The sequence below is a fragment of the Comamonas sp. Y33R10-2 genome (genome assembly GCF_019355935.1).
In the GTDB taxonomy this organism is placed as follows: Bacteria; Pseudomonadota; Gammaproteobacteria; order Burkholderiales; family Burkholderiaceae_C; genus Comamonas.
Map to the genome: position 1 here is coordinate 1,332,177 of NZ_CP079925.1, position 25,071 is coordinate 1,357,247.

Below are 25,071 nucleotides of genomic sequence, written 5' to 3' on the forward strand. Positions count from 1 at the left end.
GAATCCATGACATCCACTGCATACAAGCTTCAAGCAGAAGGCATCCACAAGAGCTATGGCAGCAACCATGTGCTCAAAGGCGTCACTCTGACCGCCAAAGCTGGCGATGTGCTCAGTTTGATTGGCAGCTCAGGCTCTGGCAAGTCCACGCTGCTGCGCTGCATTAATTTGCTGGAAAAGCCTCAGCAAGGGCGCATCGTTGTGGCCGGTGAAGAGCTCAAGCTCAAAGCGGGCCGCAGCGGTGAGCTAGAGCCTGTGGACCCCAAGCAACTACAGCATTTGCGCAGCAAGCTGGCTATGGTGTTCCAGCATTTCAACCTGTGGGCACATAAGACGGTGATGCAAAACATCATCGAAGCCCCTGTTCAGGTTCTAGGCCTTGATAAGGACGAAGCCGTTGAGCGCGCCCGCAAATATCTCAAGCTGGTGGGTTTGGAAGGGCGCGAAGATACTTGGCCCAACCATATGAGCGGCGGACAACAGCAGCGCGTAGCCATTGCTCGTGCGCTGGCTGTAGAGCCTGAGGTAATGCTGTTTGACGAGCCCACCAGCGCCTTGGACCCCGAATTGGTTGGCGAAGTACTGCGCGTGATGCGGGTGCTGGCTGAGGAGGGGCGTACCATGGTGGTGGTGACCCATGAAATTGGCTTTGCCCGCGAAGTCTCTAACCACGTGGTCTTTTTGCACCAAGGCTTGATTGAAGAGCAGGGCGATCCGCGTGAAGTGCTGCGCAACCCGCAAAGCGAGCGATTGGCCAAGTTTCTTTCTGGCAGTTTGAAGTAAAGAGCGAGTCACGCTTTAATAGGCGAAAAACAAAAAACCGCATGGGCCAAGCCGATGCGGTTTTTTTAGTGGGGCGCTGCTGTATTTCGGCGCCTTGATGTGGCTCAGATTACTTCAGTGCCAGCAACCATGTGGTCAGCTTCTTCGCGTCAGCATCGTTGACTTGCGGGTTAGCAGGCATGGGGATAGGGCCCCACACGCCAGAGCCACCCTTGATGATCTTGGCGGCCAGCTTGTCAGCGGCGTCTTTTTGACCGGCATACTTGGCTGCCACATCCTTAAATGATGGGCCAACCAGCTTTTTATCGACGGAGTGGCAGGCCATGCAATTCTTGGACTGGGCCAAAGCCTGGTCGGCCATGGCAGGAGCAATGGCTGCTGCGGACAGTGCGATAGCGATTAGTGTTTGCTTCATCATGAGTTTCCGGGGGCAGGTTAAAGTTCAATTTTTAGCGCATTGTAGAGCTTGCACTGCATGCGCTTGGATGCAGTCACTATTTTGACAATTTGAGAGTGGGAGTTCTTATGTATTTATTAGGTCTGGCGATAGTTTTATCTTTGCTCAAGTACGCTGAAGTTGGCCCTGTGGCGACTTGGAGCTGGTGGGTTATTTTGGGCGTCTATGGCTCGGCCGTGGCTTGGTGGTCTTGGGCAGATGCGTCTGGCTACACCAAACGCAAAGCTATGGAAAAAATGGACATACGCAAGCAAGATCGCATTGAACGCCAGAAAAATGGCTTGACTCCGGGCCAGCGCCGTCGCTGAGTGGGTTCTTAGGCATCGTTATTGACGATGTTCTGTAGGCGCTTGCCTCTTGGCGGTTGCGATGCTGCATGAAGTCTTGCTGCAGGGCTGGGTCATAATCTGAGGTTCATTCCTCGATAACGTCTAAGAGCGAACCCATGCCTGTATACCGTTCCAAAACCTCCACTGGTGGCCGCAATATGGCTGGTGCGCGTGCCCTGTGGCGTGCCACTGGCATGAAAGATGGCGACTTTGACAAGCCCATCATCGCCATTGCCAACTCCTTCACCCAGTTTGTCCCCGGTCACGTACACCTGAAGGACATGGGCCAGTTGGTCGCACGTGAGATTGAAAAAGCCGGCGGTGTGGCCAAAGAGTTCAACACCATTGCGGTGGATGACGGTATTGCGATGGGCCACGACGGTATGTTGTATTCGCTGCCCAGCCGCGACCTGATTGCCGACTCGGTCGAGTACATGGTCAACGCCCATTGCGCCGATGCGCTGGTGTGTATCTCCAACTGCGACAAGATCACTCCCGGTATGCTGATGGCCGCCATGCGCCTGAACATTCCGGTGATTTTCGTCTCCGGCGGCCCCATGGAAGCGGGTAAAACCAAGCTGGCCAACCCCGACACCAAGGTGATCGAGTTCAAGAAGCTCGATTTGGTGGATGCCATGGTCATCGCCGCCGACTCGCGCTTTAGCGATGAAGAAGTCGCTCAGGTTGAGCGCTCGGCTTGCCCCACCTGCGGTTCTTGCTCGGGCATGTTCACCGCTAACTCCATGAACTGCTTGACCGAAGCGTTGGGCCTGTCCCTGCCCGGTAACGGCACGGTAGTCGCTACCCATTCGGATCGCGAGCAACTGTTTTTGAGCGCAGGCCGCCGCATAGTCGAGCTGGCCAAGCAGTATTACGAGCAAGATGACGAAACCGTGCTGCCGCGCTCGGTAGGCTTTAAGGCTTTCGAGAATTGCATCACGCTGGATATCGCCATGGGCGGCTCCACCAACACCATCTTGCACTTGCTGGCCATTGCACAAGAAGCAGAGATTGACTTCACTATGGCTGACATTGACCGCCTCTCGCGCGTCGTGCCCCAGCTGTGCAAGGTCGCGCCCAACACCCAGAAGTACCACATCGAAGACGTGCACCGCGCTGGCGGCATCATGGCCATCCTGGGTGAGCTGGCCCGTGCAGGCAAGCTGCACACGGATGTGCCCACCGTGCATGCCAAGACCATGGCTGACGCGCTGGCGAAGTGGGACATCACTGTCACGCAAGACGAAGCGGTAAAGCACTTTTATCTGGCGGGCCCCGCAGGCATTCCAACGCAAGTGGCTTTTAGCCAAAGCACTCGCTGGCCTAGCCTTGATCTGGACCGCGCTGAAGGCTGCATCCGTTCTTACGAGCACGCTTTCAGCCACGAAGGTGGTCTGGCTGTGCTGACCGGCAATATTGCTCTGAACGGCTGTGTGGTGAAGTCTGCGGGTGTGGATGAATCCATTTTGGTGTTTGAAGGCACGGCCCATGTGGTCGAATCGCAAGACGAAGCCGTGGCCAACATCTTGGCCGACAAGGTCAAGGCGGGTGATGTGGTCATCGTGCGCTACGAAGGCCCTAAGGGCGGCCCCGGTATGCAAGAGATGCTGTACCCCACCAGTTACCTCAAGTCCAAGGGCTTGGGCAAGGCTTGTGCGCTGCTGACCGATGGACGCTTTTCTGGCGGCACTTCTGGCCTGTCGATTGGTCACTGCTCGCCTGAAGCGGCAGCTGGCGGCAATATTGGCTTGGTGCAAAACGGCGACAAGATTCGCATCGATATCCCGAACCGCAGCATCAACATGCTGGTCAGCGACGAAGAGTTGGCAACGCGCCGCGAAGTGCAAAACGCCAAGGGCTGGAAGCCTGCCGAGGCTCGTCCCCGCAAAATTTCTGCTGCGCTCAAGGCTTATGCCAAGCTGGTGACCAGTGCCGACACGGGCGCCGTGCGTGACCTGACTTTGCTCGACTAAATCGACGCTAGCTTACAAGTGTTTCGTCATCGAACGCAGTACGGTCATCCGTGCTGACGGACAATCTCACAGCCGCTCGATGCAAGTCGCGCGGCTGTTTTTATTGTCTTGTCAGAAAGTGATTTCCATGCCCGTTCCAACCCGTCGCACCTTCATCATGAAGACCGCTGGATTGGCTCGCAAAGTCAGTGGTTGGGGCCTGCTGGCGCTGATGAGCGCAGGTGCGGTACATGCGGCCGATGCTCGTTATCCGAAGCGGCCTGTCAGGCTGGTCGTACCTTTCACGCCCGGCGGCTCCACCGATATCGTGGCGCGTGTCATGGCCGATGCCATGCAGGCTAGCCTCGGTCAGCCTGTAGTGGTAGAAAACCGCGCAGGCGCCAGCGGCTTGCTGGGCGCAGAAGCTGTGGCCCATTCCGCCCCGGATGGCTATACCATTGGGCTTGGTACTATCAGCACGCTGGTGGTCAACCCCGTCATGCTGGCGCAATCAGCAAGGCTGAACCCGGCCAAAGCCTTTGTGCCGGTGGTGGCGCTGGCGTCCATTCCCTCGGTGTTTTCAGTGCATCCTAGTCTTGGCGTGAACAACTATGCGCAGTTCGTTTCAGTGGTCCGTGCTCAGTCTGGGCAACACAATATCGGCTCGGCAGGGATGGGATCCATTGGTCACTTGATTGCCGAACGTATGAATGCTGATCTCAAGATCAAGCTGCATCATATTCCTTACAAGGGCCAAGGCCCGGTGGTCAGCAGCGCACTTTCGGGCGAGACTCAGGTACTCAGCGATCAATACCCCTCATCAGCACCTTATGTGGCAGCTGCTAGATTGATCCCGTTTGCTGTGGCTGCGCAAGAGCGCTTGCCTGCCTTACCTCAAGTGCCCACGTTCACGGAGCTTGGCTACCCTGATCTTAATGATTTGGCGATTACGTGGTTTGGCATCGTCGCGCCTGCGGGCACGCCCCCCGCCGTGATTCTCAAGCTGAACAAAGCTGCGAATGATGCCTTGCAGCGCGCCGAGGTGCAGGAACGTTTGCAAAGCATGAATGTGAAGGCTTTGGGCGGAGCGCCATCGCATCTGACTCGTTTGATTGAAGAGGCAAACCGTACCGTGCGCCAGATGGTTCAAGAGCAGGGCTTGAAGCCGATCAAAGTACGTTGATCGCACTGCGGTTGGGCGGTGCTTTGCACAGCAAAAACAATAGCTGCTTGTCATTGATTTATAAGCAGCTGCGGCTGATTTTGCGTCAAATTGCATTTGTCACACTCCAGCCGTAAGCGGTTTTGCCGAAAAGTCATCGGCCTGCGGCACAATGTCTGTCATGCTGATGTATCCGCACATTGATCCCGTTGCCCTGCAAATTGGCCCGCTGGCCGTGCACTGGTATGGCCTGACTTACTTAGCAGCGTTTGGCCTGTTCCTATTTTTGGGAACCAGACGTCTGCTCCATCCACCATTTAAATACATGACAGGCGATCGCGCCTGGTCGCGCAAAGACGTCGAGGACATTTTATTCCTCGGCGTTCTGGGCGTAGTAGTGGGCGGGCGTATCGGCTACTGCTTGTTCTACAAACCCGGCTATTACCTCTCGCACCCCTTAGAGATTTTTGCGGTCTGGCAAGGTGGCATGGCCTTTCACGGCGGGCTTTTAGGCGTTATCGCCGCCATGATTTGGTTCGCCCGTTCGCGCAAGAAAAACTGGCTTGAAGTGGCAGATTTTGTAGCACCCTGCGTACCCACAGGGCTAGCTGCAGGACGTATTGGTAACTTTATCAACGGTGAACTCTGGGGCCGTTTTGCCAGCGCAGATCTGCCTTGGGCCATGGTGTTTCCGCAAAGCGGCTCCATGCTGCCGCGTCACCCTTCGCAAATTTATCAGGTTCTGATGGAAGGGCTGCTGCTGTTCATCATCCTGTGGCTGTATGCCCGCAAAGAGCACAAACCGGGTCAAGTGGCTTCTGTCTTCTTGATCGGTTACGGCGCCTTCCGTTTTATTGCCGAATACTTTCGTGAGCCGGATGATTTTCTGGGCATTCTCTCGCTGGGCATGAGCATGGGGCAGTGGCTGTGTATTCCCATGATTGCGGGCGGAATCTTCATGTGGGCCTGGTGTGGTAAGCAGGCCGCTTATGAGGTGAAACGCACGAGTGCGTGAACCATTGTTCTAACTGGGGTTTGAGCATGCAGATAGGCCTCGGGGCATAGCGCCCTTTTGGCACGAGCTTTCTCCAACCTCAGACTTGGCGTATCCACTGTCATAGGACTAGTTAGTTCAGTCAATCGATACTAGACAGCTTTCCGCTTATGTGCCTCATTAGTTCTAGACAGAGCTAGTTAGAAATAAAAAAAGCTCGCGATTATGCGGGCTTTTTTGAGAAAACAGTCTAAGAGTCGCGAGTGATTTCGCGACGTACTTTTATTGACACTCAAATATTGATAAGGCGCTGAAAGCCTTATCTGGTGTGCTCTGGAAGACTTGGTCTTTACGTAATTCCATCACAGATACCATTATTAAGATGGTCTGGGTTAGCTAATGGCTGAGAGGTGCTGAAGCCTTCAGATTGGCATTGCGGCGTTCTTCAATCCATGCGCCCACTTCAGCTTCATCCCATGCGACTCTGCGCGGTGGCAGAACAATTCGTTCGGGAAAAGGCCAATAGATTCCAGCTTGAAGATATAGCGGTCTGAGTAGGGTACTTTATCGCAAAGGGCTTTACGGTCTAGGAGCTTCATCTTGGCTCTCCAAAAAAGAACCCCGCTCAGTGGCGGGGCTCATGGTTATCAAAGTAAGGGGAAGCGCTCGCTTGTCGCGGCGCTGGCGGGCTTGCGCATGTGCTACATACACCCGTATTCAATGGCGCGTTTTGCGCTTAGCCAGCCGTTGTTGAAGCTCAGTCCTGCTTTTACCAAGCCTTGTCTGGCGGGTAGACTTGCTTTTAAATGTTGTGTATTTCCCGTGCACCATGCTCCATCTATCAGGGCCAATATTCAAGAGTTTGTGAAGTTCAAGTCATTTATTGATCTGTTCACGTCTTGCCTGAACAAGCTGGGTTTTTAGCTCTGTTTGGATAGGCTACTTTTTGTGAGCATGGGTATTACGCTCAAGATTAAGAGTGCAAAGATTGTGCTGATGACTGCAGTTGCTTCTTCACCTAATCCTGCACAAACGCCGATGGCGGCAGTGAGCCAAAGTCCGGCAGCAGTAGTGAGTCCCTTTACATAAGGTGCTGAGTTCTCACCATCAGACTTCAAGATTGCTCCGGCACCGAGAAAACCAACACCAGTAATAACTCCTTGTATTACGCGTGCAGCATTAGCTGTATCTACACCAGACTGCAAAGAAACAAGCACGACCAATGATGACCCCATGGCCACCAGCATGTGAGTGCGCAATCCAGCAGCCTTTCCATTTGCCTCACGTTGCCATCCAAGGAGCCCCCCCAAAACAGCTGCCAAAAACAGACGAACAACGATCCTTGTTGCTTGGGCTGCGTCCGAGACATCTGAAAACTCACTGGCAATGGTGTTAGCTATGGTGTTGAGCGTTTCGTTCATTAATGGACCCTTTAAACGTTACTCAGCCAACCACGAATTTAGATTCGGATTAGCAAGCAAAGCCATTTTGGTTGTGCTGTAGAAAGTTCGAAGTAGGCATAGGCCTCCATAAGTGAAAAACCCGCTCCGATGCAGTAAATGATCATGTTCTTGAACATTGAGGCTCCAGAAATGCGAAACCCGCTTGTTAGCGGGCGTGTGGTGAATAGATTGGAGGGCGGTGCACTTTACGTCTGTAGGCAGCAAATACAGCTGTCCATCAGGGTGTTGCAGCAAGTGATGCTGGTGTGCCTGCTGCTGCATGGACAACTGCCCCAGACGCTTCTACGCTCGATGTGGGAGAGCCTGGCGCTGCGGTGGCATCGCCTGCCAATTCCCCCAATCTGGATTACGAAACCTTGCCTGGTGCAGCGCCCGGAGCTGCAGGCAATGAAATCAACTTCGCGCGGGACTTTGCCACTCCTAACTGGAGCACGGATGCAGGCGCAACTGCAGACGCTGCCGCGCAGCAGCTGACCCCCCTCTCAGGCCATGGGTTTGGACCTGAATGACGGAGCTCTATCCAAGGCAGCAGCCATGGCGGTGGATTCCGGTGCGACTACAAGCTTGACCGGACCGGCGGAGCAAGCACCCGCAGCAGTCACTTTGACAGGCGCGGCGCAGGACATAGCTCCAAAGGAGGTCGCGCCATCGTCTCTAGCTGTCCAAAGTGTGGACCCAGATGCAGGCAAAATCTCGCTGCATGCCCAGATGGACGACTTGCGGGCAAGCATTGGTCATATGCAGCAGCAGGGCAAGGCCCAGGGCTGGAACAAAGAGATGGCGGCCCAGCGAAACGTGCTGCAAAGCCAACTCACCCGCTTAGAGCTTCAAGCATCTGGCGGGTAAGAGCGCAGCGCTTCGACCACGGGTGCACCTGTGCCGGTGCCTTTGATGGACATCACCAAGATTCTGGCCAAGCAGATTCCTGCGATGAGTGAGCAGGAGCTGCAACAGGCTATTGCCCATTACGGCCGAAAACACAAGCACATGGGAGAATTGGAGAAAGCACTCTAAGCGCTTGCGCAGTAAACGTTATCAGCTATTGGAACAGGAGTGAATACCAATGTCTCTAAAGCCAATAAAGCAGAGCAAGGTAGCGCGCTACCTGCGCATGCAAGAGCAACGCAAATTGGCACGGATGGTCGTGGCGGCAGTGGATACACGCGCGCATGTCTAGAGCGGTCGCGCATCACAAGCCCGACCAATTAGTATCTTGCCTCTGACAACTGGATTGAAGATCCCAAGCACAAGCAGGGAGTGCGTGCTGAAGTAGAGGTCGCGTTTGATGATTTGGTGAAGGTGCTCAATGAGTCGCCCATGCTCAAGCGCTCGCGTGCTCTTGAGGGCGTAAAGACTGCAGAAGCTAGCCGACTGGAACATTAACAATCCCGATGAGCCTATCACCGTGAAGATCCCGGGTGTGTGGAAGAAAGTGTGCGAGATGGGCAAGGAACGCACTCAGCGGATTGCGGAGACTGCCCTTAAAGCATTAAGCGCGCAGATGCAGGTGCTAGCAGCAGTTTTTTAGGGATGAGATGGATTAGATCAATTTGCGATTTTCACAGTACATCTCATACCGGTTATTTGAAAATTTCTGTATATATCGATCTAAATCTCCAATTTGCCAACCATATTTAATTCATTTAGGGATGAATGACGACATGACTGCGGCACTATTTCCGACGTATTCCAAATTAACTCGCGAATATACGGTTGACAAACTACAACAAACAATGAATTAATGGATAAATGAAGAGCGTGAAATCGCCTTAAATTTAACAATTAAATTTATTTTCTATCATTTGTCTGGATATATTTATGCTCAGTTTTGAACCAGGTCTATATTTGCGAGTTGAACAGTTGGTTAACGGTCCAAAACCCCTTCCGTTGGAGAGTGGGTTTAATGTAGATACTGCTTATCGTGCATTGGGTTTATTTAACCCTTCAGAAACTTCTGATGCATATTTTATATTTTCTAACGATAGAGATGAAATATGGTTCATTTGCAATCGTCACTTGCGGTGCATTGGCCTATTTCCGAAGTCAAATATGCTTAGGATGAGCTTGAGTCAAGCTGATCTGTGTGTCAAAGACAGCAAAGGAATTCTTGAATGAGTTTACTTGAAATAAAATTAGATAATCAAGATCAACCAGTCATAACCGGCCACCACTGGCTGCTAGACCTTTCTGATTGTCAAGCTGATAAAAGACTTTTAGAGAAAACTGAGCATTTAGAGAAGTTTCTTCCTTCTGTCGCACGTGATGCAGGAATGACTGTAGTTGGTCAAGTCTTCCACCAGTTTCAACCGAGTGGTGTAACTGGTGCATTAATACTTTCAGAGTCGCATGTAACTGTGCATACCTGGCCAGAATCAGGATTCGTAGCTATTGATGTTTATGTTTGTGATTTCAATGAGTCCAATAAGGCCAAAGGAGAGCGCTTGGCAGATGCCTTGCAAGCATTGTTTGAACCTATCTCACATAGTCGAAAATGTGTGCAGAGGCACTCATTGACTCCACAATTGAAAAATGATATATGAATAATCAGTGTTTTGAAGAGGAATTGAGTCCGGGTTATTACTATGGCATTGATGCTCAATTGCTTCAAGATGTGCATAGTAGGTATCAACATATTCAGATGCTACACCATCCGCAATTTGGACATATTTTGCGAATCGATGGGGCTCTGCAATGCAGCGAGGCAGATGAAGCGTGTTATCACGAACCACTTGTCCATATGCTGATGGGGCATGTTCCGAATTCTCGAAACGTATTAATTATAGGAGGGGGGGACGGAGGTGCTGCTGAAGAATTACTAAAGTGGCCTCAGGTGGAAAAGCTTGAGCATATTGAACTAGACCACTGTGTGATTGATGTGAGCCGTAAATATTTGCGCCTCTTGCACCACGGACTTTTAGATGAAAATCAGCTTGTTGACTCACGTTATCGCTTGACGATCGGTGATGGAATGGCTCGAATTGAAGAACTTATTTCACAACAATGCACCGTGGATGCATTAGTGCTGGATTTAACCGATCCAATTGGTCCATCATTACCGCTGTGGAATGTTGATTTTTTCGAAAAATGCGCCAGAGTAGTTGGTCGTTCTGGAGCATTGAGTCTTCATATTGGTGCACCTTGGGCTCAAGCTCAACGTTGTTCTGAGGTGCTTGCTGCGTTGAGATCCACATTCGGGACAGTGCGTCCATTCATTACCAATATCGCAGTATCAGGGGGGCCGTGGATGATGGCCATTGCAGCTGTTGAGGAAAACGTACTAATGCCTTCAGAGGATTTTTGGAAGCGAGAATTATCTGAATTGCGAGGTGATCCGCTTTCGATCGTAGATGAGCGAACTTTAAATGCTATGGTGGGATTGGCGCATAAATGGTAATAGCAAATTTATAGTTCGTCGCGTACACCGACGAGATATTGCGAGAGGATAGTGCAAAGCTCGCTGTGCGGGGTATTGCTCCGACTGCAACCTTCAATCTAAAAACTGATGCTGATGAATCAGCTTTTAGTGATAGATGCTGTGAAGGCCAAAGCCAGAAGTGTCTGCTTGTCAAGATTGCAGATTCGCCTAGAAGATCAATAAAAGTAAAAAGAAATAAAAATTTAGGTAGATGTCTTGATTTCCACCTACCTAAATTTTATATATCAAGAACCAGTTTCCTGCACATAGGAACGATTTGCACGCTCCCAAGCGGCTTTGACTGCAGGCTCAGCTTTTTCCCATTTAAGTTTTCCATCAGCGTGCTCGGCATCCCAGCGACGAGCCCACTCCGCTCGAGTTGTATCCCAATCCGAGCCGGAAAATCGTGATTCATATCCTGCTTTATATGCTGAGCCGTACTCGTCGTAGGTGTACTCAGAGAGGTAGTATGGCTCTCCTTTATGGGCCTCTCGCCAGTAAGCGTCATGTTGGGTAGGGTTGGCAACTTCCGCAGCTTCTTTGCCTGCAAAACCACCAATCACTGCACCCACAACCGTACCTACGGCAACGCCAATTGGTCCGCCGACAATGCCTGCAGCGGCACCAGCAAGGGCCCCTCCAGTTGCGCCTAAACCAGTACCTACAGGGTGAGATCCTGGCTCTCCGGTAATTGGGTCAGGATTCAGCTTGTCATTAGGATCGGTCATATAGATTCCTTTCAGTGTCCAACACGCCAAGGCGACGGGTTAGCCATAGTCCGGCGTAAAAGGTATCGATGCTGTAGGAACTGCACCCACATCCATGACCTCAGATAACGGTTGGTTCCATGAACAAAGTGTCCAGATTTGATGAACTCAAAACTTGTGGGCGTAACGAAACAGAACAAAATTCTGGCCAGGATTGGGCCGCTTGATGCTGGCGTTGGAAGTGTGTTGCAGGCGTAATGAAATCTCATGCTGGCGGTTCACACCAAAGTTTCGTCCGACCCCAATATGTGATGCGAAGTTATAGCGTGTGCTGAAGTCGACATTGCCTGAACGATACATGCGGCTCGACAGGTGCAAACTGGTCCCAACCTCGCCAAACCATGGCGATTGACCTTCGCTGCCGCGCCAGCGCAAACTTGGACCAAAACCGATGACCCAGATGTTGCGCCGAGATGCATCTTCGAGTTGACTTGACCAAATACCCGCATAGGCATCCCACTGTCCTCGTAAGGAGCCACTGCCCAAGCTCAATGACCAATTCTCCCAAGGCAGTGTTGCTCCCAGTACAGCGGATCCAGCAGTGTTTTCTCCCCAACCACCCTGAACATAGATAGTTTTCGCTTCATTGGCTTGGACAGCACCGCATGCAATGACAACACTCGCCAGCCAAATCGATTTTTTAAGTACCAAAGTTCACTCCTTACAGCGGTAAATATGAATAGCGGAAACCGATTCAGATACCGCACGCCTTGAATGTGTATAAAGCTTTCAAAATATTGAGTAGGCAATGGAGAGCTATCCATGTCGAACGCAGCATTACGATGGCTAATCCCGTGGGCGTTAAAGAAAAGCTTTTACTAGTGCCACATCCAACACACTGCGGACAAAAATTTGATCAAATGAGTAAACAAACGTCCTGGAGAGCGTTTGGTATCAACAAATAAATAACTGTATAAGTTCTAACTTGAATCGGCTTTGTTGCATAAAGCAGCCTGAGGGCGAACTCCCCCAAACCCTAAATGTAGTTGTGCCTTTGCTGCGTTTTGAGGGTGCCCATTGAATCGACTAGCTTTTCTAGATAGCTGCCGTCCTCACGGAATTGCATCTCTCAAACTCTATGGGGTTTGTCTACCTGCCTAGGGGCAGTCCACATATGGACTCCTATTTGAACGGAAATAGCAGGCTGTGAACTATCTACAAAACTCTGCTCGATTCAAGATAGAGCTAGATAAAAATGAAAAAAGCCCGCGAAATCGCGGGCTTACATGAAAAAAAAGTCTAAAGGTCGCGAATTACTTCGCGACGTACTTTTATTCCCACTCGATAATGAATTAATTTCGTAAGTTGTTGAAAAATATAAACAATAATTAATTTTATTCGAATAATACCGTCATGGATACCGTCAAGAAATTATCAGCTTACCAACAGCTTTGAGACTCCAAATTCATAAGCCGGCGTAGCTCTTGAACTTCCGCAGTAAGCGCCGCATAGTGGGTTTCATAACTACCCTTCTTCTTGTTGAGCGGGGCACAGCTCTTTTCCGAAAAGGCTTTACGGTATGTGGACGTTATATTCAGCACACGTATAGCAGCTAGCATCGTTTGCTCAGAAAGATGCGTTTGGTTATCAATGTATGCACGGAGGTTGGATGCAAGTAAATCCGACTCTGCCGTCTCCCTGACTCCTGCTTTGGTCGTCTGTTCAATTACAAGAAGGGACGCGATTTGCCAGCCTTCTCCATAAGAAGTCAAAGTCGTGAGTTCATCATCAAGTAGAGCTATAGCAACCCTGAGTGCTTGCCTGCGTACCGCCAAACGTGACCTAGCATCTTTTATTACAACAAAAAGCGCAACGCAGGTTGCAGCTGCAGTGGCGATAGCACCTACTGCGGTAGGATTGAACCCCCATTCCTCGCACGACATGATTAGCCCTTCTTGTAGATCTTTTTAGAGCTTACAGGGGAAATTTGCAGTCATTACTAAATGTAAGACTTGTTGGAAAATTCAACTGTGAATGAACTGGGTCAATGCTCAAGGAAGTCGGAATCCTCTAGGCTAAAGGAGGTTCCTAATGTGCGTCAGCTGGCAACGCTGCGTGCAAAACATTGCGCACTTGCCGAGTGCTCATGTTCATTTTCCAGGCAATCAGGGCAGCTGGCTCACCGTCATTGCATAGTTCCTCTATGCGCGCATCGCGCAATCGGCGAATAGGTGCCATAGGTGCAGTAATTTGCATCAACTCGCCACCTAGTGCCGCAACTAGGGCGGCCAAATCATCAGGGTCAACCAGGCCAGCAAGCACGCTGTTTTCGGTGTGAGTTTTCGGGACATAAACCCAGCCACGGCGGCCAATGCTTTTGCCCTTGGCAGCTTCCCAACGAATAATCTTGCCTGCCAGGAGTAAAGCTCTCTCGCGGCCAATCACGTCAGCGATGGCGCGCAGGGGTTCACACAGGTCGTAGTTTTTGCTCATATAAGGGCCAGGGCTGTACCGATGGCCTGGGCGGCATCGTCTGCGGTGAATCCATTGCGTTTAAACAGGCCAACAAGTGCAGTGCGGTCTGCTGGGGTTGGCGGGTTTGCTACCCCACTCAGCCAAGACCAGGCCACCATGACAGAAGCGCCATGCTTCTTGATCTGCTGGGGGGCTGCCTTGTTGGCAATAGCAAGATACATGCACCAGCCAACGTCATAGAGCCCTACACCTTGGCGCTTGAGCTGCCCATCTTCGGCCCACTGACGGATGCGGCGGGGCGTGAGGCCAACTATCTCGGCAATATCGGGTGCGGTCAGGTTTGTGGTCATGGCATGCTTTAGTTGCGCGGTGATGGGAGGCCTTCCATCTCGAAACCAGCCGCGCGCTGGTCAGATCGTGTTTTCACAAAATGGCCTCGGGAAAAAAATGGGGTGCATGGTGCGCCTGGGGCAAAACGCTTTCAACTGCCATGCCAGCTGTCACCATCCCTGTTCAGAGGACGACTACAGCCCCAAATAAAACTATTTGCTCGGCTGCGGCTTTGCTTCGGCGCTGCGGCGCACTAGTGCAGCAGCTGCTTGACTCAGGCTAACGCGCAGGCCTGTGCCGCTCTCCAGGCTTCGGCGTTGCTGCTCCAGCAAAGGGCGCAGCTCAGCAGGCAGGGTAACCGTTACTCGGTTGCAATCGTTTGCGTGTGTGGTGGTCATATCGTGGGTCCTTGATACTTAAAAACCATGCACCCAAGAGCTGGCAGCGCGGCGGTCGCGGCGCGTCTTGCTCACCATGGCTCTGATGCGTTTATCCAGCTGTTTTGCGGCGGCCTTGGCTTGCTCTTGGCTCAGAGCCATAGCTTCAGCCAGCTTCTGAATGGACTCATCTTCACCTTCGTACATCCAGGCTCGCCCACTTGGCAGCATTACGGCAATGCGTTGATGGTCTTCGCCCTCTGCGCGTTCATGTAGTGACGCCTTATCAAGAGCCTCTACCACAGCGCGTGGCAGTATGGATGCTTCTTCAACCATCGGCGCTGGTTCGGGGCGCTTGCGCGGTTTAAATCGCATGATGTTTAGGCGGTTAGTTTGAAGAAAGCGCCACCGTCGGGCAGTAATGCGCGCATGGATGCGTGGGCTGTAATGGCAAGGTCGCCATGCAGGCTGGTGCGGTCAACGATGATTTGCACCTCGTCTTCTACGGCCACGGCAGCGCGGTTGAATGCACCAATGGTTGTGGCTGCCGTTGTGTCGGTCAGTTCAGCAGCGATTCCAGCAGCGCGCAGCATGCCGTCCAAGCCAACTGCTGCACCAGTGGCGGTGGTGCCGACCAAGGCGCGCAGCTCAGCGAAGCGGAGGCCCTTGGCAGCAGCAGCTGCTAGGGTGAAAGCGGCAGGGTTTGCGGCGGCGATGGCACCCAGCAGCACAGCATCAGCCAGGCGGGCCAGGCCACGGGCAATTGCTTGCTCAATTTCAAATGCCAGTTCTTCAGGCGCTTTTGCCTTCTGGTCTTTGCGCGAGATTTCAAAGCGCAAAGCGTGCGATGGCGCATCGCCCCACAGCACAGAAGCACGGGAAGCGGGGAAAGCGGTAGTTGCCACATCAACGCCATCAGCCAGGGCGGCGAACTTGGCAGCGGTGATGATGCTGAAGGTTTCAGGACGTTGATAGAGTACAGGCGCAGGCAGGGCCTTGCCGTAAGTCTGAATTTCGGGCTGGGGGCTGTCGGGGGCTGCGCTGATGGGGATGATGCGGGCACCGGCTGCGGCCACTTGGGAAGCGTTGACCACGGCACCAGCCATTGTGGAAACACCGTTTGAAGGCATCAGGAACGATCGACCTTCACGCTCGGCGGTGCGCAGCTCGTTGCCCAGTTCGATCAGCTCATCGCGGGCAGTCTTGGTGGCAGCGCGGGAAACGGCCTCGCCATCCAGGGGGATGAGGCAGCGCGTAGCCACATCAGCGGCAGGCACCGTCAGCGATTCGGTAAGGCGCAGAACGCCATAGGACGCGGCACGTTCACGGGTCACAGCGTGAGGGTCTATGTTGCCTGGGGCAATATGCAAATGCACACCAGAAGCATGGCGGGCTTGGTCGAGAAGTTCTTGAAGTTTCATTGCTTGCACTCGTTTGGTTGGGATGAGTGCTATTGTTTTTTTTCCAAGCTTGAAAATCTTCTTGCGGGTTTTCCGCTGGTTATGCGTTACGCGCATGAGGAAACGGAAATCATGTTTTCTGGACACGCAGATATGAAACGGCGCGGGAACACTGTCCCCGCAGGCTGGCCCCCTAGGGAAGAACCTACCTCACGCCCCCTATGCCGCCAGCCTCGGCCCCATCACCTCACTCCACCAAAAGCGGGTCAGCCTCACAGCAGGGGTAATGGCTCGCCCCTTGAGCGCAGCAGATAGCCTGCCCAATGCTTGCGGCGCTGTGACTTGCTCGGACTGTTGCCACAGCTCCAACCGCACAGAGTGCCAGTAACGCTCATCTTCACCAGCAGGGACAACGATTTGCTGCGCATGTTCCACAGTAATACTCTTGCGCCCTTTGTTGCGGCGGTCTGCCCATAAGGCGATGCGCTCCCAGCTTTCGGCGGTCAGCTCATGCGCATAGTGCCGTGTGCTTTTGCCCTCACATGGTGTGATTACTTCTAAGGAGATATCAGGGCATGTGAGGGCAAAGCGGAACTCACGGCGCTTCAACTCTAGCCCCATGCGCTCAAGGATTTCTGCTACTTCACGCACTGGGTATACAGGGGCTGGAAATGGTTTTGATTTGCCCTTTAAGTCGGTGCCCACATCATGCGCCCACTTAGCAGGCACGATGCCAAGAAAGGCCTGTAAATATCGGCGCTCAATCACTCGTTCAACCAGTGATGATGCAACGGCCTGAGTGATGCGCAGGCCAGGGGCCAAGGCAACGCCTTCCAGCAACCAGGAATAAGCCAGCGCACGGGCCTTGGTGAAGCGGCGCAGGGCCAAGTCCTCGCCGGTGTGGTCTTGGCGCTCGGCCATGCGCTGTGTGGCTGCGCTGAATCTGTCCATGCGGCGTGGGCCTCGGCCATCGTCCCAAATGTCCAGGGCATCACCATCCAAGGTGGTTAAACACAAGTCCGACTTGATGCGATGGCGCAACAGCGCGTCTTGCTCGGCCTCTGTGCGGCTGGGCTTTTCGCGCAGGCGGCGGGCTTGGGCATCGTCCAGGTCAGCAGCGGCCAGGATGGCGGCGCGTCGTTCTTCACGGATGGCGGCTCGTGTGGTCTTCAGCTCGGCGGTTATGCCTGCATCAGCCTGCACGGCCATGCGCTCAAGCGTGAAGCCCTGGTGCTCCAGTGCCCACCACAGGCCAGCGGCGAAGTCCGCGCGCCAGCGTGCCTGGTCGGCCTCGATACCGGCCACAAATGCGTCAAAGTCTGTGGCCGTGACCAGGATTGAGCCTTCGATGCCTGCGGCCTGCTCCATGCCCGCCAGGATGGCATCAACGTTGTCAATGTCCTTGGCGTTGTTCGGCGTAATTGCCACCGTCCAGGCACGTAGGTAGCGCACGCGGCGCAGCATCTGCAAAGCATCGGCAGGGGTGATAGTGGCCCCACTACCCAAAAACATGCCATGCGTGAAGTGTTCACCAGTTTTTCTGTGCTCGATAGACAGGCCAGAGGAAATAACGCTGTTCGCAATCACACAGTCATAGTCGCGGCTGATGGCTTCAGGGTCGCGCCAGAAAGCGGCTTGCTCGGCGTTTTCCTTGTTGTCGCCATGCAGCAGCAGGATGCGGGCACCAGTGCTTGCCAAGATGCGCGCGGCCTCAATTGCTCGGGATTTTTCACCGCACGCAATCCATAAGCGTTCGCCCTGGGTCAGTCGTGCCATGGCCTCACCATAGGCCGTGGCGAGGGCTTCAGGGCCAAAGCCATAAGACACGGTCAAGCCCTCAATGCGGTGCGGCTGCTGGATGATGCGGAATCGCTCGCCAGGGCGGCAGCTCTCCAGAAAGGACAGCACGCGGTCATCCATGCCTGCATCAGCGCCAATCAGGCATTTGGCTCGGCTCACCAGCTCGCGCAGCGTGTGGAATACATCGGCGCGGCTTTTCTTGTCGGCAACGGTCACTTTGCTGGCAATGCTGCGTAGTACCTGTGCCACTTCATCAATAAACACATTCCCAGCCTCATCAATGATTTGGCTGTGGTCTGCCTTCACGATGGATGGCAGGCAGGTTGCCATGGCTTGCACGCTCCAGGCCATCTCGCCTGGTGTTTCCTGGTAGTGGTCACAGGCCAGCACTCGGGCCAGCTCAGCAACCAGACTTTGCCTGTGGCAGGTCGCCAGGAATCGGGCCTCTTGGTGCTTTGCCCACGACGAAAATGGCTGGCCTATGCGCTGGGTCTTGCCACTACCCATGGGTGATGCAAGCAGCAAAACGCCCTTGTAGTCCTCGGCGGTCAGTGTGGGCAGGTTTGCCACGGTTTCTACGTTGTGCCGTGCGGTGGCCTCTGCTGACATAGTTACGGCAGCCATTGCGCGGCGCTTTCGCCAATCCACGATGCGGGCCAGCGCTGCAACGATGGCGGCAAGGGTTGCGGGGTGCAGTGCCCCCGGCATGGTGTTGTTGCCGATTTGCTCGGCCAGTGCTTCCAAGGTCATAAGCACAGGCACGCGCACGCACAGGCGGCGGCCAATCGACCAAGCCAGCGCGGCGGCCTGTGCCGCGTCATCGGCTGCGGCCAGCTTGTTCCACCAGGTCTGTTCGCGCCCCTTCAGCTCAACCAGCGGCAGAGCATAGGGGCGCGTGAATGCTTCGGCGTTATCGTTCGCCACAGCAGCGCGCACAGCCTCCAGGCCATGCGCTGCGGCGTAGTCGTTCCAATCGCCCACCAAGGGTGGCAAGTGATACGGCAGGCCTGTTGCCTTGGCGGCCTTCTCGCCGGTTTTGCTGTCGTCGTTGTCTGCTGCGATGGCGTCTGGCTTGGTGTATGCGGCCACTGCGGCCAATGCACCAGCACTGAAGCCAATCACCACAGCATCACCCGTGGCCGCGTGCCAGGTGGCCCCGGTAGCGTAGCCTTCAACCAGGACTGTGCTGCCATCAATGCGATGGTGGCAACCGTGGGCGCGGCCACCCATCACAAACCGTTTCACGCCTTGCGGGGTGATGCGCTGAATGTTCACCAAGGCCCCGGCATCGTCCAACATAGGCACCAGCAAATCACCAGCGCGCACTGTGGCAGCGTCCTGCCACTGCTGGGCCTCGTCATTCCACAGGCGTGCGCGCAGGTCGTGTCCTGCCAGGCGCAGGCCATGGGCCTGCACTCCCTTGCGGCTCAGGTATGAGTGAGCATCGGCAAGGGTTGCGGCCTGCCAGGCTGCCAAGGCAGCGGCAGCAGCAGCGGTGCGGCCTTCAGCCTGGTTACGCTCATGCTCGGCGGCCTTGGCTTTGGCGGCCTGGATGGCGGCAGCGGCGGCGGCGCGGTAGCCCCTGCGGTCGTTGTCGTTCGCAGCCACCGTGCCACGCTGGGCCATGAATTGCTGCCAGGCCAAATCGCGGGGCTTCCAATAAACCGATGCACCCTTGAAGCTCTTGAAGGTCACAGCAGGCCAGGCGGTGCCGTCCTTGTCGGTTTCAATGCTGGCAAGGTAGAACTGCTTTTTGTCGTTGCGGCCATTCAGGTTCGGCACATAGTGCTTTAGTCCATCCAACAAAGGCAGGTGGTCAAGTGTTGCGCCCACGGATGCAGCGGCTTGCACAGCATCCTCAAAATATGCGGCTAGAGCGTCTTCGGGTTGTGTGTATGTAGCCGCGCACCAGTCAAGGAAGCGAGCCATTCTTAGCCAATGGCAAATGGGCGGCGTTTACGGTAAAACGCATCAAACAGCATCATTTCAAAGTCCAGCCGCGTGAATGGGCAAGGCTTCTCTCTCATGGACATGGATGCACACCGCGCCATAAACTCCGCTGCAATCAGTGGGTCGTCACGATATATCCGGCCATCGGCAACCTGTTTTGCAAGCGCCCAAGCTGTGTATGCAATCCATGCTATGCGCGCTTCCTCTGTCTTCCTAAGGTCAGGCGCAATTACTGCATCTGAAAATCTTTGCTTAACACGTTGCGCATTAATCATCGAAGGATGTATAAAATAGCGTGTGACATTATTTTTGCCAAAAACAATGTCCAATTTAGTGTATTTTTTAGGGGCTGTGATCTGGTACATCGCGGCCCCTTTTTATTTCTGCGCTAGCTTATTGAAGCTACTTTGCCAGTGGAGAATGTCTTCTAATCTCCAAGCAGTAACTCTTTGCGAAATTTTTATGGGGGCAGGGAATGTGCCGTCTTGAACGCGACGCCACAATGTAGCAGCGCTGAATGGGACGAGTTTGTCCTTGATGAGCTGCGATTGACGGATGTAGATGTCAACGCTTTTGCCTGAGATTTGTTGCATTTTGCTGAGTCCTTGTGAGTTGAGCTGAGTAAATTTTCGCGACAACTCATCGGTGCTTCTTCTTGCGGGTTTTCCTAAAATCTCACGGAAGCTCATTCCAAATCATTCTTGGTAACGATTGCAATAAAAAACCCGGCCAAGCCGGGTAATTTAATGCTGATATATCGAAATCAAAGATCATCGTCCAGGTCATCTTCATGAATTTCTGCCGCCTTCCGTTTGGCTTCTAGAATTATCTCGCGGGCAGATTCACCGCGCATCCATGTATCCAACATATCGCTCCAACACTGGAGCATAATTTTTCGTTCAGTCAGGTAACGGTTTACGTTATATACAGCAGCAATTCTATTCTTGGGAGCATGCGCCAGTGACATTTCAATCCAGCGTTCATCGAATTTTGCGCGATTCAAGCCGCTAGAAAATGTACGCCGCAAATCGTGCACACCGAATGTTTGAAAATCAGGTTCATTTACTTGAATTTTTTTAACCGCTGCATCGATAACGCGATTAAGTGTTGCGTTTGATATAGGCGTATCGCTGTCATACCGTCCGGGATGCAGGTATCTACTTGAGCTAAAGCAGGAGCGAAAGGCAGTGAGAATATCCAAGGCTTGTTCACTGAGGGGAACGATGTGAGGACTACCTGCTTTCATTCTTGCCGCAGGTATAACCCAGCGTTCAGCATCGAAATCAATTTCACTCCAGGTGGCATCGATAAATTCTCCTTTGCGAACACCTGTCAATAAGATGAACTTCAGTGCTAAGCGGAGCGTTGGCGTAGTGGCTACACGCTCCAATGCGCTCAAGAATTTCTTTATTTCGGCTGGCGTCAGGGCTCTGTCACGAGGGGTAAAGGTTGCGATTGCACTGGCCCGCACGGATTCGGCGGGGTTGGTGACGGTTTGCCCTCGCCCTTGCGCATGCCTGAAAACAGCTAGTACCACTTCGCGCACATGAACTGCCACAGCAGGGCCGCGCTTAATCTTTGCATCGTCACACAGTTGCATCAAACGCTGTGGCGTTATCTCTTCCAAGCGCAGGCGACCAAAAACCGGCTCTATGACGCGTCTATAGGTAGAGCGACGAAACGCAAGCGTGCTGTCGGCCAACTGCTCAGCACCGCTTTTAGGGTCAGCTTTGTGCTGGAAATAATTTTCTACCCACCCTCCAAAGGATAGGGCGTCGGAAGCGCGTGTGCGTTTTTCTACCTTGGCTCGGGAAGGCGATTCGCCTCGCTCAACATCACGCCGTGCACGTTCCAGTAATGACCGTGCTTCCCTTAGAGACACCTCCATCCCGTATTCAAGTGTGTCAGGTTCGCGCGCTGGCTTACGTCCTAAATCCCCGTTGTAGCGGCCAATAGCAAGCGTTTCGCGACGGCCATTCAGGCGGTAATCGTACCGAAACGAGATGGTGCCGGTGGGCAGAACTGCTGCATACATTCCGTCACGGTCTGCAACCTTCAGCACTTTCCCCGCAGTTGGCTTGAGATTCCCCAGTTCTTTGTCAGTCAGCATGATTCACCTCCAGTAGTGATTTGCCATCTGATACCGTCAATGCAAAATGACGGTATAGCCATGGCGTTTCGCTGTCGCCGTAACTATACCGTCATCTGTACCGACTGTTTGACCGGGAGGTAGTGCTACATCATGAGATGATGTGGCGAGTCTAAGTCATTGAAAAACAAAGTCTATTTCATATTTATGAGGTGAAATGAGACTGTGTGAAATGACTTAAATTTATTCCCACTCGATGGTCGCTGGTGGCTTGGTGCTTACATCGTAGGTCACGCGGTTAATGCCGCGCACTTCGTTGATGATGCGGCCGGAGGCCTTTTTCAGCAGGCCGTAAGGCAGCTCGGCCCAGTCGGCGGTCATGAAGTCGCTGGTCACCACAGCGCGCAGGGCCACGACGTAGTCGTAGGTACGGCCGTCGCCCATCACGCCCACGCTCTTGACGGGCAAGAACACAGTGAAGGCCTGGCTGGTCAGGTCGTACCAGCTCTTGCCAGTTGCTTCGTCGATCCAGTTGTTCAGCTCTTCGATGAAGATGGCGTCGGCGCGGCGTAGCAGATCGGCGTATTCCTTCTTCACTTCACCCAAGATGCGCACGCCCAGACCTGGGCCGGGGAAGGGGTGGCGGTATACCATGCCGCGGGGCAAGCCCAGGGCCACACCCAGCTCGCGCACTTCGTCCTTGAACAGGTCGCGCAGGGGCTCCAGCAGCTTCAGACCCAATTGCTCTGGCAAGCCGCCCACGTTGTGGTGGCTCTTGATGGTGACAGCCTTCTTGGACTTGGCACCGCCAGACTCGATCACGTCGGGGTAAATCGTGCCTTGAGCCAAGAATGTCGCGCCCTTGGAGCCTGCGTTGGAAGCCTTCAACTTGGCGGCTTCGGCTTTGAATACATCGACGAATAGGCCTCCGATGATCTTGCGCTTGGCTTCGGGCTCGGACACGCCAGCCAGCTTGCCCAGGAACAGGTCAGCGGCATCGACGCGAATGACCTTGGCGTTGAGCTTGCCTTCAAACATCTCCATGACCGCGTCGCCTTCGTTCAAGCGCAGCAGGCCGTGGTCCACGAACACGCAGGTCAGCTGGTCACCAATGGCGCGGTGAATCAGCGCTGCCGCGACGGACGAATCCACGCCGCCGGACAGGCCCAGAATCACTTCTTCGTCACCGACTTGCTCGCGGATTTTGGCCACGGCTTCTTCGATGTAGTCGCCCATGATCCAGTCTGCATTGGTGCCGCAGATGTCCAGCACAAAGCGGTTGAGCAGCGCTTGGCCTTGCACGGTGTGCGTGACTTCGGGGTGGAACTGCACGGCGTAGTAGCGGCGGGCTTCGTCGGCCATGCCGGCGATAGGGCAGCTCGGCGTGGAGGCCATGACCTTGAAGCCCGGTGGCAGCTCGGTGACCTTGTCGCCGTGGCTCATCCAGACTTTGAGCATGCCGTGGCCTTCAGAGGTCACGAAGTCTTCAATGCCCTTGAGCAGTTTGGTGTGGCCATGGGCGCGCACTTCGGCGTAGCCAAATTCGCGGGTGTTGGAGCCTTCAACCTTGCCGCCCAGTTGTGTGGCCATGGTCTGCATACCGTAACAAATGCCCAGTACGGGCAGGTCCAGCTCGAACACGGCGTCTGGTGCGCGGTCGTCCACTTCGTAGACAGAGGCGTGGCTGCCGGACAGGATGATGCCCTTGAGCTTGCCGTCGGCGGCGAATTCGCGCACCCAGTCGCTGCTCACATCACAGGGGTGTACTTCGCAGTACACATTGGCTTCGCGCACGCGGCGGGCGATCAGCTGGGTGACTTGGGAGCCGAAATCCAAAATAAGAATCTTGTCGTGTTGCATGGTGTTCAAGGGCAAGAGGGTGGCAAAAGAGAGGGTTAGAAGTCTTCGGCAGCCAGTATTTGCACGCCACTTTTGTGGGCGGCAGCGATCTGGGCTGCATCGAATGTGGCCAAGGGCAGGCGCAAAGATTGCGCCAGCCACAAATAAGCAGCATCGTAGGTGGGCAGGGCGGTCAGCAGTGCCACATCTAATACGGCTTTGTGTTGTGCGGGCGCGAGGTCGTGCAACTCTACGCGGTGGCGAATAGCCTCAAGCACGCCCCACATTCCTTCGACGGAGGCTTGCGGGATGCGAGAGCTATTAACGCCAGAGGCGATCAAGTTGCTGCATTCCCACTGCCAGACATTGGGGGCATGAGGATCCACCTCGTCGCGGCGAATGCGGGCGTAAAGGCGTTGCGTATGCTCGCTAGCCTCATCGGGCAGCAGCCAAGCAGCGGTCACAGAGGTATCCAAAACGAAGGCGCTGGCACTCATGCTTGGCTCCGACCGGTATGCCGCAGATTTGCTACTGAATCAGTAGCTTTTAGCCCTTTGACTGTCTGCTGTAGAGCCGATATTTGCTCTAACTCTCGGGCAATCTGTTCGTCGGTGATGACGGGCTTGCGGCGCACGGGCAGCATGCGCACGACTTCTTTGCCGTGGCGCGTGATGCGCACTTCTTCACCTTGCTCGACCAACTCGATCAGGGCTGAGAACCGCGTTTTTGCTTCGTAAATACCGACAGATTGCATGAGGTTGGATGCAGGCAGCAGAGTTTGAAGTTGAAATCAGACTTGATTTTAACATTCTGGTCAGAGTTTTTAATTCTGGTTAGATGCGTGTGGGGATTGGCCTTGGAGTCTCTGATGGGAGACTATTGGGAGGAGCGCCGCGTCAGTGCAAGGTAGTGCTGTGTGATGAATCAAGGGTACGCTGTTCAGGGTAATGGGCGAATAGGTTAGGTGGTTTTAGCACCGGCGCTGCCCTTTACGCTTTACATAGAGACCAACTTGTTTTCAACCTCTTGGTCTCACCGAGGTCTTTGCACTCGCCCGCGACGCTCCAAAACTGAATGTCAATGCACAGTCGTCAGATGTCGATTTGCCAGTTGGTCGCTTGCACGGTCACGTTGACCTCGCGAATTTTGCGCGACAAGTCATCGGCCTGCTTTTGCAAACTGGACACATTAATCTGCGGCACCCATTTGATTTCACGCTGGCTGTAGCGGTCCACGTCTTTGTGGGTGGCAGCAATGGTATTGGTCAGCAAGGAATGCTGATCAATCAGCATGTCACGCTGCGATAGCAGGTCTGCCAGCAAGCGGCCATCTGCCAATTTGGCGGTGGCATTGGTGGCGTTGATGCTGCGCACCAGTACTTGCTGCTCTTGCAAAGTGGACATGGCTGCCGCCAGTAGGTCGTCAACAGATTCGCGGGGCGTTTCGCCGTCTTGAAGCATGGCGTTGCGCGCAATGCGCTCGCGCAGCGAGGCCAGCTTTTTCTTCAGATCAGCGCGTAGCATCAGGGCTTCGGCAAGTTTCATAGAGG

Annotated in this window: 31 protein-coding genes; 12 read left to right on the top strand and 19 right to left on the bottom strand. The window is 53.9% G+C overall.

Going from position 1 to position 25,071, the window contains the following annotated elements:
- The first annotated feature begins 6 nt into the window (after window positions 1-6).
- Complete coding sequence (locus tag KUF54_RS06025) at window positions 7-783, top strand: ABC transporter ATP-binding protein (RefSeq protein WP_219345747.1); 777 nt, start codon at window positions 7-9, stop codon at window positions 781-783.
- Between the two features lie 109 nt (window positions 784-892).
- On the opposite strand, the gene KUF54_RS06030 is transcribed toward KUF54_RS06025, so the two are convergent.
- Entirely contained in the window at window positions 893-1,198 is a 306-nt protein-coding gene (locus tag KUF54_RS06030) for a c-type cytochrome (RefSeq protein WP_219345748.1), read from the bottom strand.
- A gap of 110 nt (window positions 1,199-1,308) precedes the next feature.
- Between KUF54_RS06030 and KUF54_RS06035 the strand changes: the two genes are divergently transcribed.
- The 4 genes from KUF54_RS06035 to lgt all read left to right on the top strand — a co-directional run bounded on the left by KUF54_RS06035 (window position 1,309) and on the right by lgt (window position 5,698).
- Window positions 1,309-1,548, top strand: a complete 240-nt coding sequence (locus KUF54_RS06035; RefSeq protein ID WP_219345749.1) for a TIGR04438 family Trp-rich protein — start codon at window positions 1,309-1,311, stop codon at window positions 1,546-1,548.
- A gap of 137 nt (window positions 1,549-1,685) precedes the next feature.
- On the top strand, window positions 1,686-3,542 hold the full coding sequence (ilvD, locus tag KUF54_RS06040) for a dihydroxy-acid dehydratase (RefSeq protein ID WP_219345750.1): 1,857 nt from the start codon (window positions 1,686-1,688) through the stop codon (window positions 3,540-3,542).
- 127 nt (window positions 3,543-3,669) lie between these two features.
- Window positions 3,670-4,704, top strand: coding sequence for a tripartite tricarboxylate transporter substrate binding protein (locus tag KUF54_RS06045; protein WP_255576329.1), 1,035 nt, complete (start codon window positions 3,670-3,672; stop codon window positions 4,702-4,704).
- Between the two features lie 160 nt (window positions 4,705-4,864).
- A complete protein-coding gene (lgt, locus tag KUF54_RS06050; protein WP_219345752.1) occupies window positions 4,865-5,698 on the top strand; it encodes a prolipoprotein diacylglyceryl transferase in 834 nt (277 codons plus the stop codon).
- 375 nt (window positions 5,699-6,073) lie between these two features.
- Here lgt and KUF54_RS17535 read toward each other — a convergent pair whose 3' ends face one another.
- The gene (locus KUF54_RS17535; RefSeq protein WP_219346288.1) at window positions 6,074-6,205 is read right to left on the bottom strand and encodes an AlpA family transcriptional regulator; all 132 of its coding nucleotides are present in this window, start codon (window positions 6,203-6,205) and stop codon (window positions 6,074-6,076) included.
- Between the two features lie 72 nt (window positions 6,206-6,277).
- Between KUF54_RS17535 and KUF54_RS06060 the strand changes: the two genes are divergently transcribed.
- Window positions 6,278-6,601, top strand: coding sequence for a hypothetical protein (locus tag KUF54_RS06060; protein ID WP_219345753.1), 324 nt, complete (start codon window positions 6,278-6,280; stop codon window positions 6,599-6,601).
- Here the strand turns inward: KUF54_RS06060 and KUF54_RS06065 are convergent.
- Entirely contained in the window at window positions 6,598-7,098 is a 501-nt protein-coding gene (locus KUF54_RS06065) for an MgtC/SapB family protein (protein ID WP_219345754.1), read from the bottom strand. The genes KUF54_RS06060 and KUF54_RS06065 overlap by 4 nt on opposite strands.
- Window positions 7,099-7,385: 287 nt before the next feature.
- Between KUF54_RS06065 and KUF54_RS06070 the strand changes: the two genes are divergently transcribed.
- The 6 genes from KUF54_RS06070 to KUF54_RS06085 all read left to right on the top strand — a co-directional run bounded on the left by KUF54_RS06070 (window position 7,386) and on the right by KUF54_RS06085 (window position 10,534).
- Window positions 7,386-7,649 (top strand): hypothetical protein, encoded by a 264-nt coding sequence (locus KUF54_RS06070; RefSeq protein ID WP_219345755.1) that lies wholly within the window; start codon window positions 7,386-7,388, stop codon window positions 7,647-7,649.
- Window positions 7,630-7,986, top strand: coding sequence for a hypothetical protein (locus KUF54_RS06075; protein ID WP_219345756.1), 357 nt, complete (start codon window positions 7,630-7,632; stop codon window positions 7,984-7,986). The genes KUF54_RS06070 and KUF54_RS06075 overlap by 20 nt, the downstream gene beginning before the upstream one ends.
- A 45-nt stretch (window positions 7,987-8,031) precedes the next feature.
- On the top strand, window positions 8,032-8,154 hold the full coding sequence (locus KUF54_RS17380) for a hypothetical protein (RefSeq protein ID WP_255576331.1): 123 nt from the start codon (window positions 8,032-8,034) through the stop codon (window positions 8,152-8,154).
- A gap of 243 nt (window positions 8,155-8,397) precedes the next feature.
- The gene (locus KUF54_RS17385; protein WP_255576332.1) at window positions 8,398-8,523 is read left to right on the top strand and encodes a hypothetical protein; all 126 of its coding nucleotides are present in this window, start codon (window positions 8,398-8,400) and stop codon (window positions 8,521-8,523) included.
- Window positions 8,524-9,251: 728 nt separating this feature from the next.
- Entirely contained in the window at window positions 9,252-9,680 is a 429-nt protein-coding gene (speD, locus tag KUF54_RS06080) for an adenosylmethionine decarboxylase (RefSeq protein WP_219345757.1), read from the top strand.
- The gene (locus KUF54_RS06085) at window positions 9,677-10,534 is read left to right on the top strand and encodes a hypothetical protein (RefSeq protein WP_219345758.1); all 858 of its coding nucleotides are present in this window, start codon (window positions 9,677-9,679) and stop codon (window positions 10,532-10,534) included. The genes speD and KUF54_RS06085 overlap by 4 nt, the downstream gene beginning before the upstream one ends.
- 266 nt (window positions 10,535-10,800) lie before the next feature.
- Here the strand turns inward: KUF54_RS06085 and KUF54_RS06090 are convergent, their stop codons facing one another.
- The 16 genes from KUF54_RS06090 to KUF54_RS06165 form a co-directional block, all read right to left on the bottom strand.
- Window positions 10,801-11,283, bottom strand: a complete 483-nt coding sequence (locus tag KUF54_RS06090) for a hypothetical protein (protein ID WP_219345759.1) — start codon at window positions 11,281-11,283, stop codon at window positions 10,801-10,803.
- A gap of 147 nt (window positions 11,284-11,430) precedes the next feature.
- Window positions 11,431-11,973 carry an acyloxyacyl hydrolase gene (locus KUF54_RS06095; RefSeq protein WP_255576333.1) on the bottom strand — a complete coding sequence of 181 codons (543 nt, stop codon included), beginning with the start codon at window positions 11,971-11,973 and terminating at the stop codon, window positions 11,431-11,433.
- Between the two features lie 728 nt (window positions 11,974-12,701).
- Window positions 12,702-13,205 carry a hypothetical protein gene (locus KUF54_RS06100; protein WP_219345760.1) on the bottom strand — a complete coding sequence of 168 codons (504 nt, stop codon included), beginning with the start codon at window positions 13,203-13,205 and terminating at the stop codon, window positions 12,702-12,704.
- Between the two features lie 145 nt (window positions 13,206-13,350).
- Window positions 13,351-13,755, bottom strand: a complete 405-nt coding sequence (locus KUF54_RS06105) for a hypothetical protein (protein WP_219345761.1) — start codon at window positions 13,753-13,755, stop codon at window positions 13,351-13,353.
- A complete protein-coding gene (locus KUF54_RS06110; protein WP_219345762.1) occupies window positions 13,752-14,087 on the bottom strand; it encodes a helix-turn-helix domain-containing protein in 336 nt (111 codons plus the stop codon). Before KUF54_RS06110 ends, KUF54_RS06105 begins: the two co-directional genes overlap by 4 nt.
- 192 nt (window positions 14,088-14,279) lie before the next feature.
- Window positions 14,280-14,465, bottom strand: coding sequence for a hypothetical protein (locus tag KUF54_RS06115; protein WP_219345763.1), 186 nt, complete (start codon window positions 14,463-14,465; stop codon window positions 14,280-14,282).
- A gap of 18 nt (window positions 14,466-14,483) precedes the next feature.
- Window positions 14,484-14,819 carry a hypothetical protein gene (locus KUF54_RS06120; protein WP_219345764.1) on the bottom strand — a complete coding sequence of 112 codons (336 nt, stop codon included), beginning with the start codon at window positions 14,817-14,819 and terminating at the stop codon, window positions 14,484-14,486.
- Between the two features lie 5 nt (window positions 14,820-14,824).
- On the bottom strand, window positions 14,825-15,865 hold the full coding sequence (locus KUF54_RS06125) for a hypothetical protein (protein WP_219345765.1): 1,041 nt from the start codon (window positions 15,863-15,865) through the stop codon (window positions 14,825-14,827).
- 198 nt (window positions 15,866-16,063) lie between these two features.
- Window positions 16,064-19,573, bottom strand: a complete 3,510-nt coding sequence (locus KUF54_RS06130) for a plasmid replication protein, CyRepA1 family (protein WP_219345766.1) — start codon at window positions 19,571-19,573, stop codon at window positions 16,064-16,066.
- A 2-nt stretch (window positions 19,574-19,575) separates the two neighbouring features.
- Window positions 19,576-19,959 carry a hypothetical protein gene (locus KUF54_RS06135; protein ID WP_219345767.1) on the bottom strand — a complete coding sequence of 128 codons (384 nt, stop codon included), beginning with the start codon at window positions 19,957-19,959 and terminating at the stop codon, window positions 19,576-19,578.
- Window positions 19,960-19,971: 12 nt separating this feature from the next.
- Window positions 19,972-20,283 carry an AlpA family transcriptional regulator gene (locus KUF54_RS06140; RefSeq protein WP_255576334.1) on the bottom strand — a complete coding sequence of 104 codons (312 nt, stop codon included), beginning with the start codon at window positions 20,281-20,283 and terminating at the stop codon, window positions 19,972-19,974.
- A 74-nt stretch (window positions 20,284-20,357) separates the two neighbouring features.
- Window positions 20,358-21,704: a site-specific integrase gene (locus KUF54_RS06145; protein WP_219345768.1), complete on the bottom strand. Its 1,347-nt coding sequence runs from the start codon at window positions 21,702-21,704 to the stop codon at window positions 20,358-20,360.
- Between the two features lie 222 nt (window positions 21,705-21,926).
- Window positions 21,927-23,543: a glutamine-hydrolyzing GMP synthase gene (gene guaA / locus KUF54_RS06150; RefSeq protein ID WP_219345769.1), complete on the bottom strand. Its 1,617-nt coding sequence runs from the start codon at window positions 23,541-23,543 to the stop codon at window positions 21,927-21,929.
- Between the two features lie 35 nt (window positions 23,544-23,578).
- The gene (locus tag KUF54_RS06155) at window positions 23,579-24,019 is read right to left on the bottom strand and encodes a type II toxin-antitoxin system VapC family toxin (RefSeq protein WP_219345770.1); all 441 of its coding nucleotides are present in this window, start codon (window positions 24,017-24,019) and stop codon (window positions 23,579-23,581) included.
- Window positions 24,016-24,276 carry a type II toxin-antitoxin system Phd/YefM family antitoxin gene (locus tag KUF54_RS06160; RefSeq protein ID WP_219345771.1) on the bottom strand — a complete coding sequence of 87 codons (261 nt, stop codon included), beginning with the start codon at window positions 24,274-24,276 and terminating at the stop codon, window positions 24,016-24,018. The genes KUF54_RS06155 and KUF54_RS06160 overlap by 4 nt, the downstream gene beginning before the upstream one ends.
- 337 nt (window positions 24,277-24,613) lie before the next feature.
- The gene (locus KUF54_RS06165) at window positions 24,614-25,066 is read right to left on the bottom strand and encodes a DIP1984 family protein (RefSeq protein ID WP_219345772.1); all 453 of its coding nucleotides are present in this window, start codon (window positions 25,064-25,066) and stop codon (window positions 24,614-24,616) included.
- Window positions 25,067-25,071: the final 5 nt, after the last annotated feature.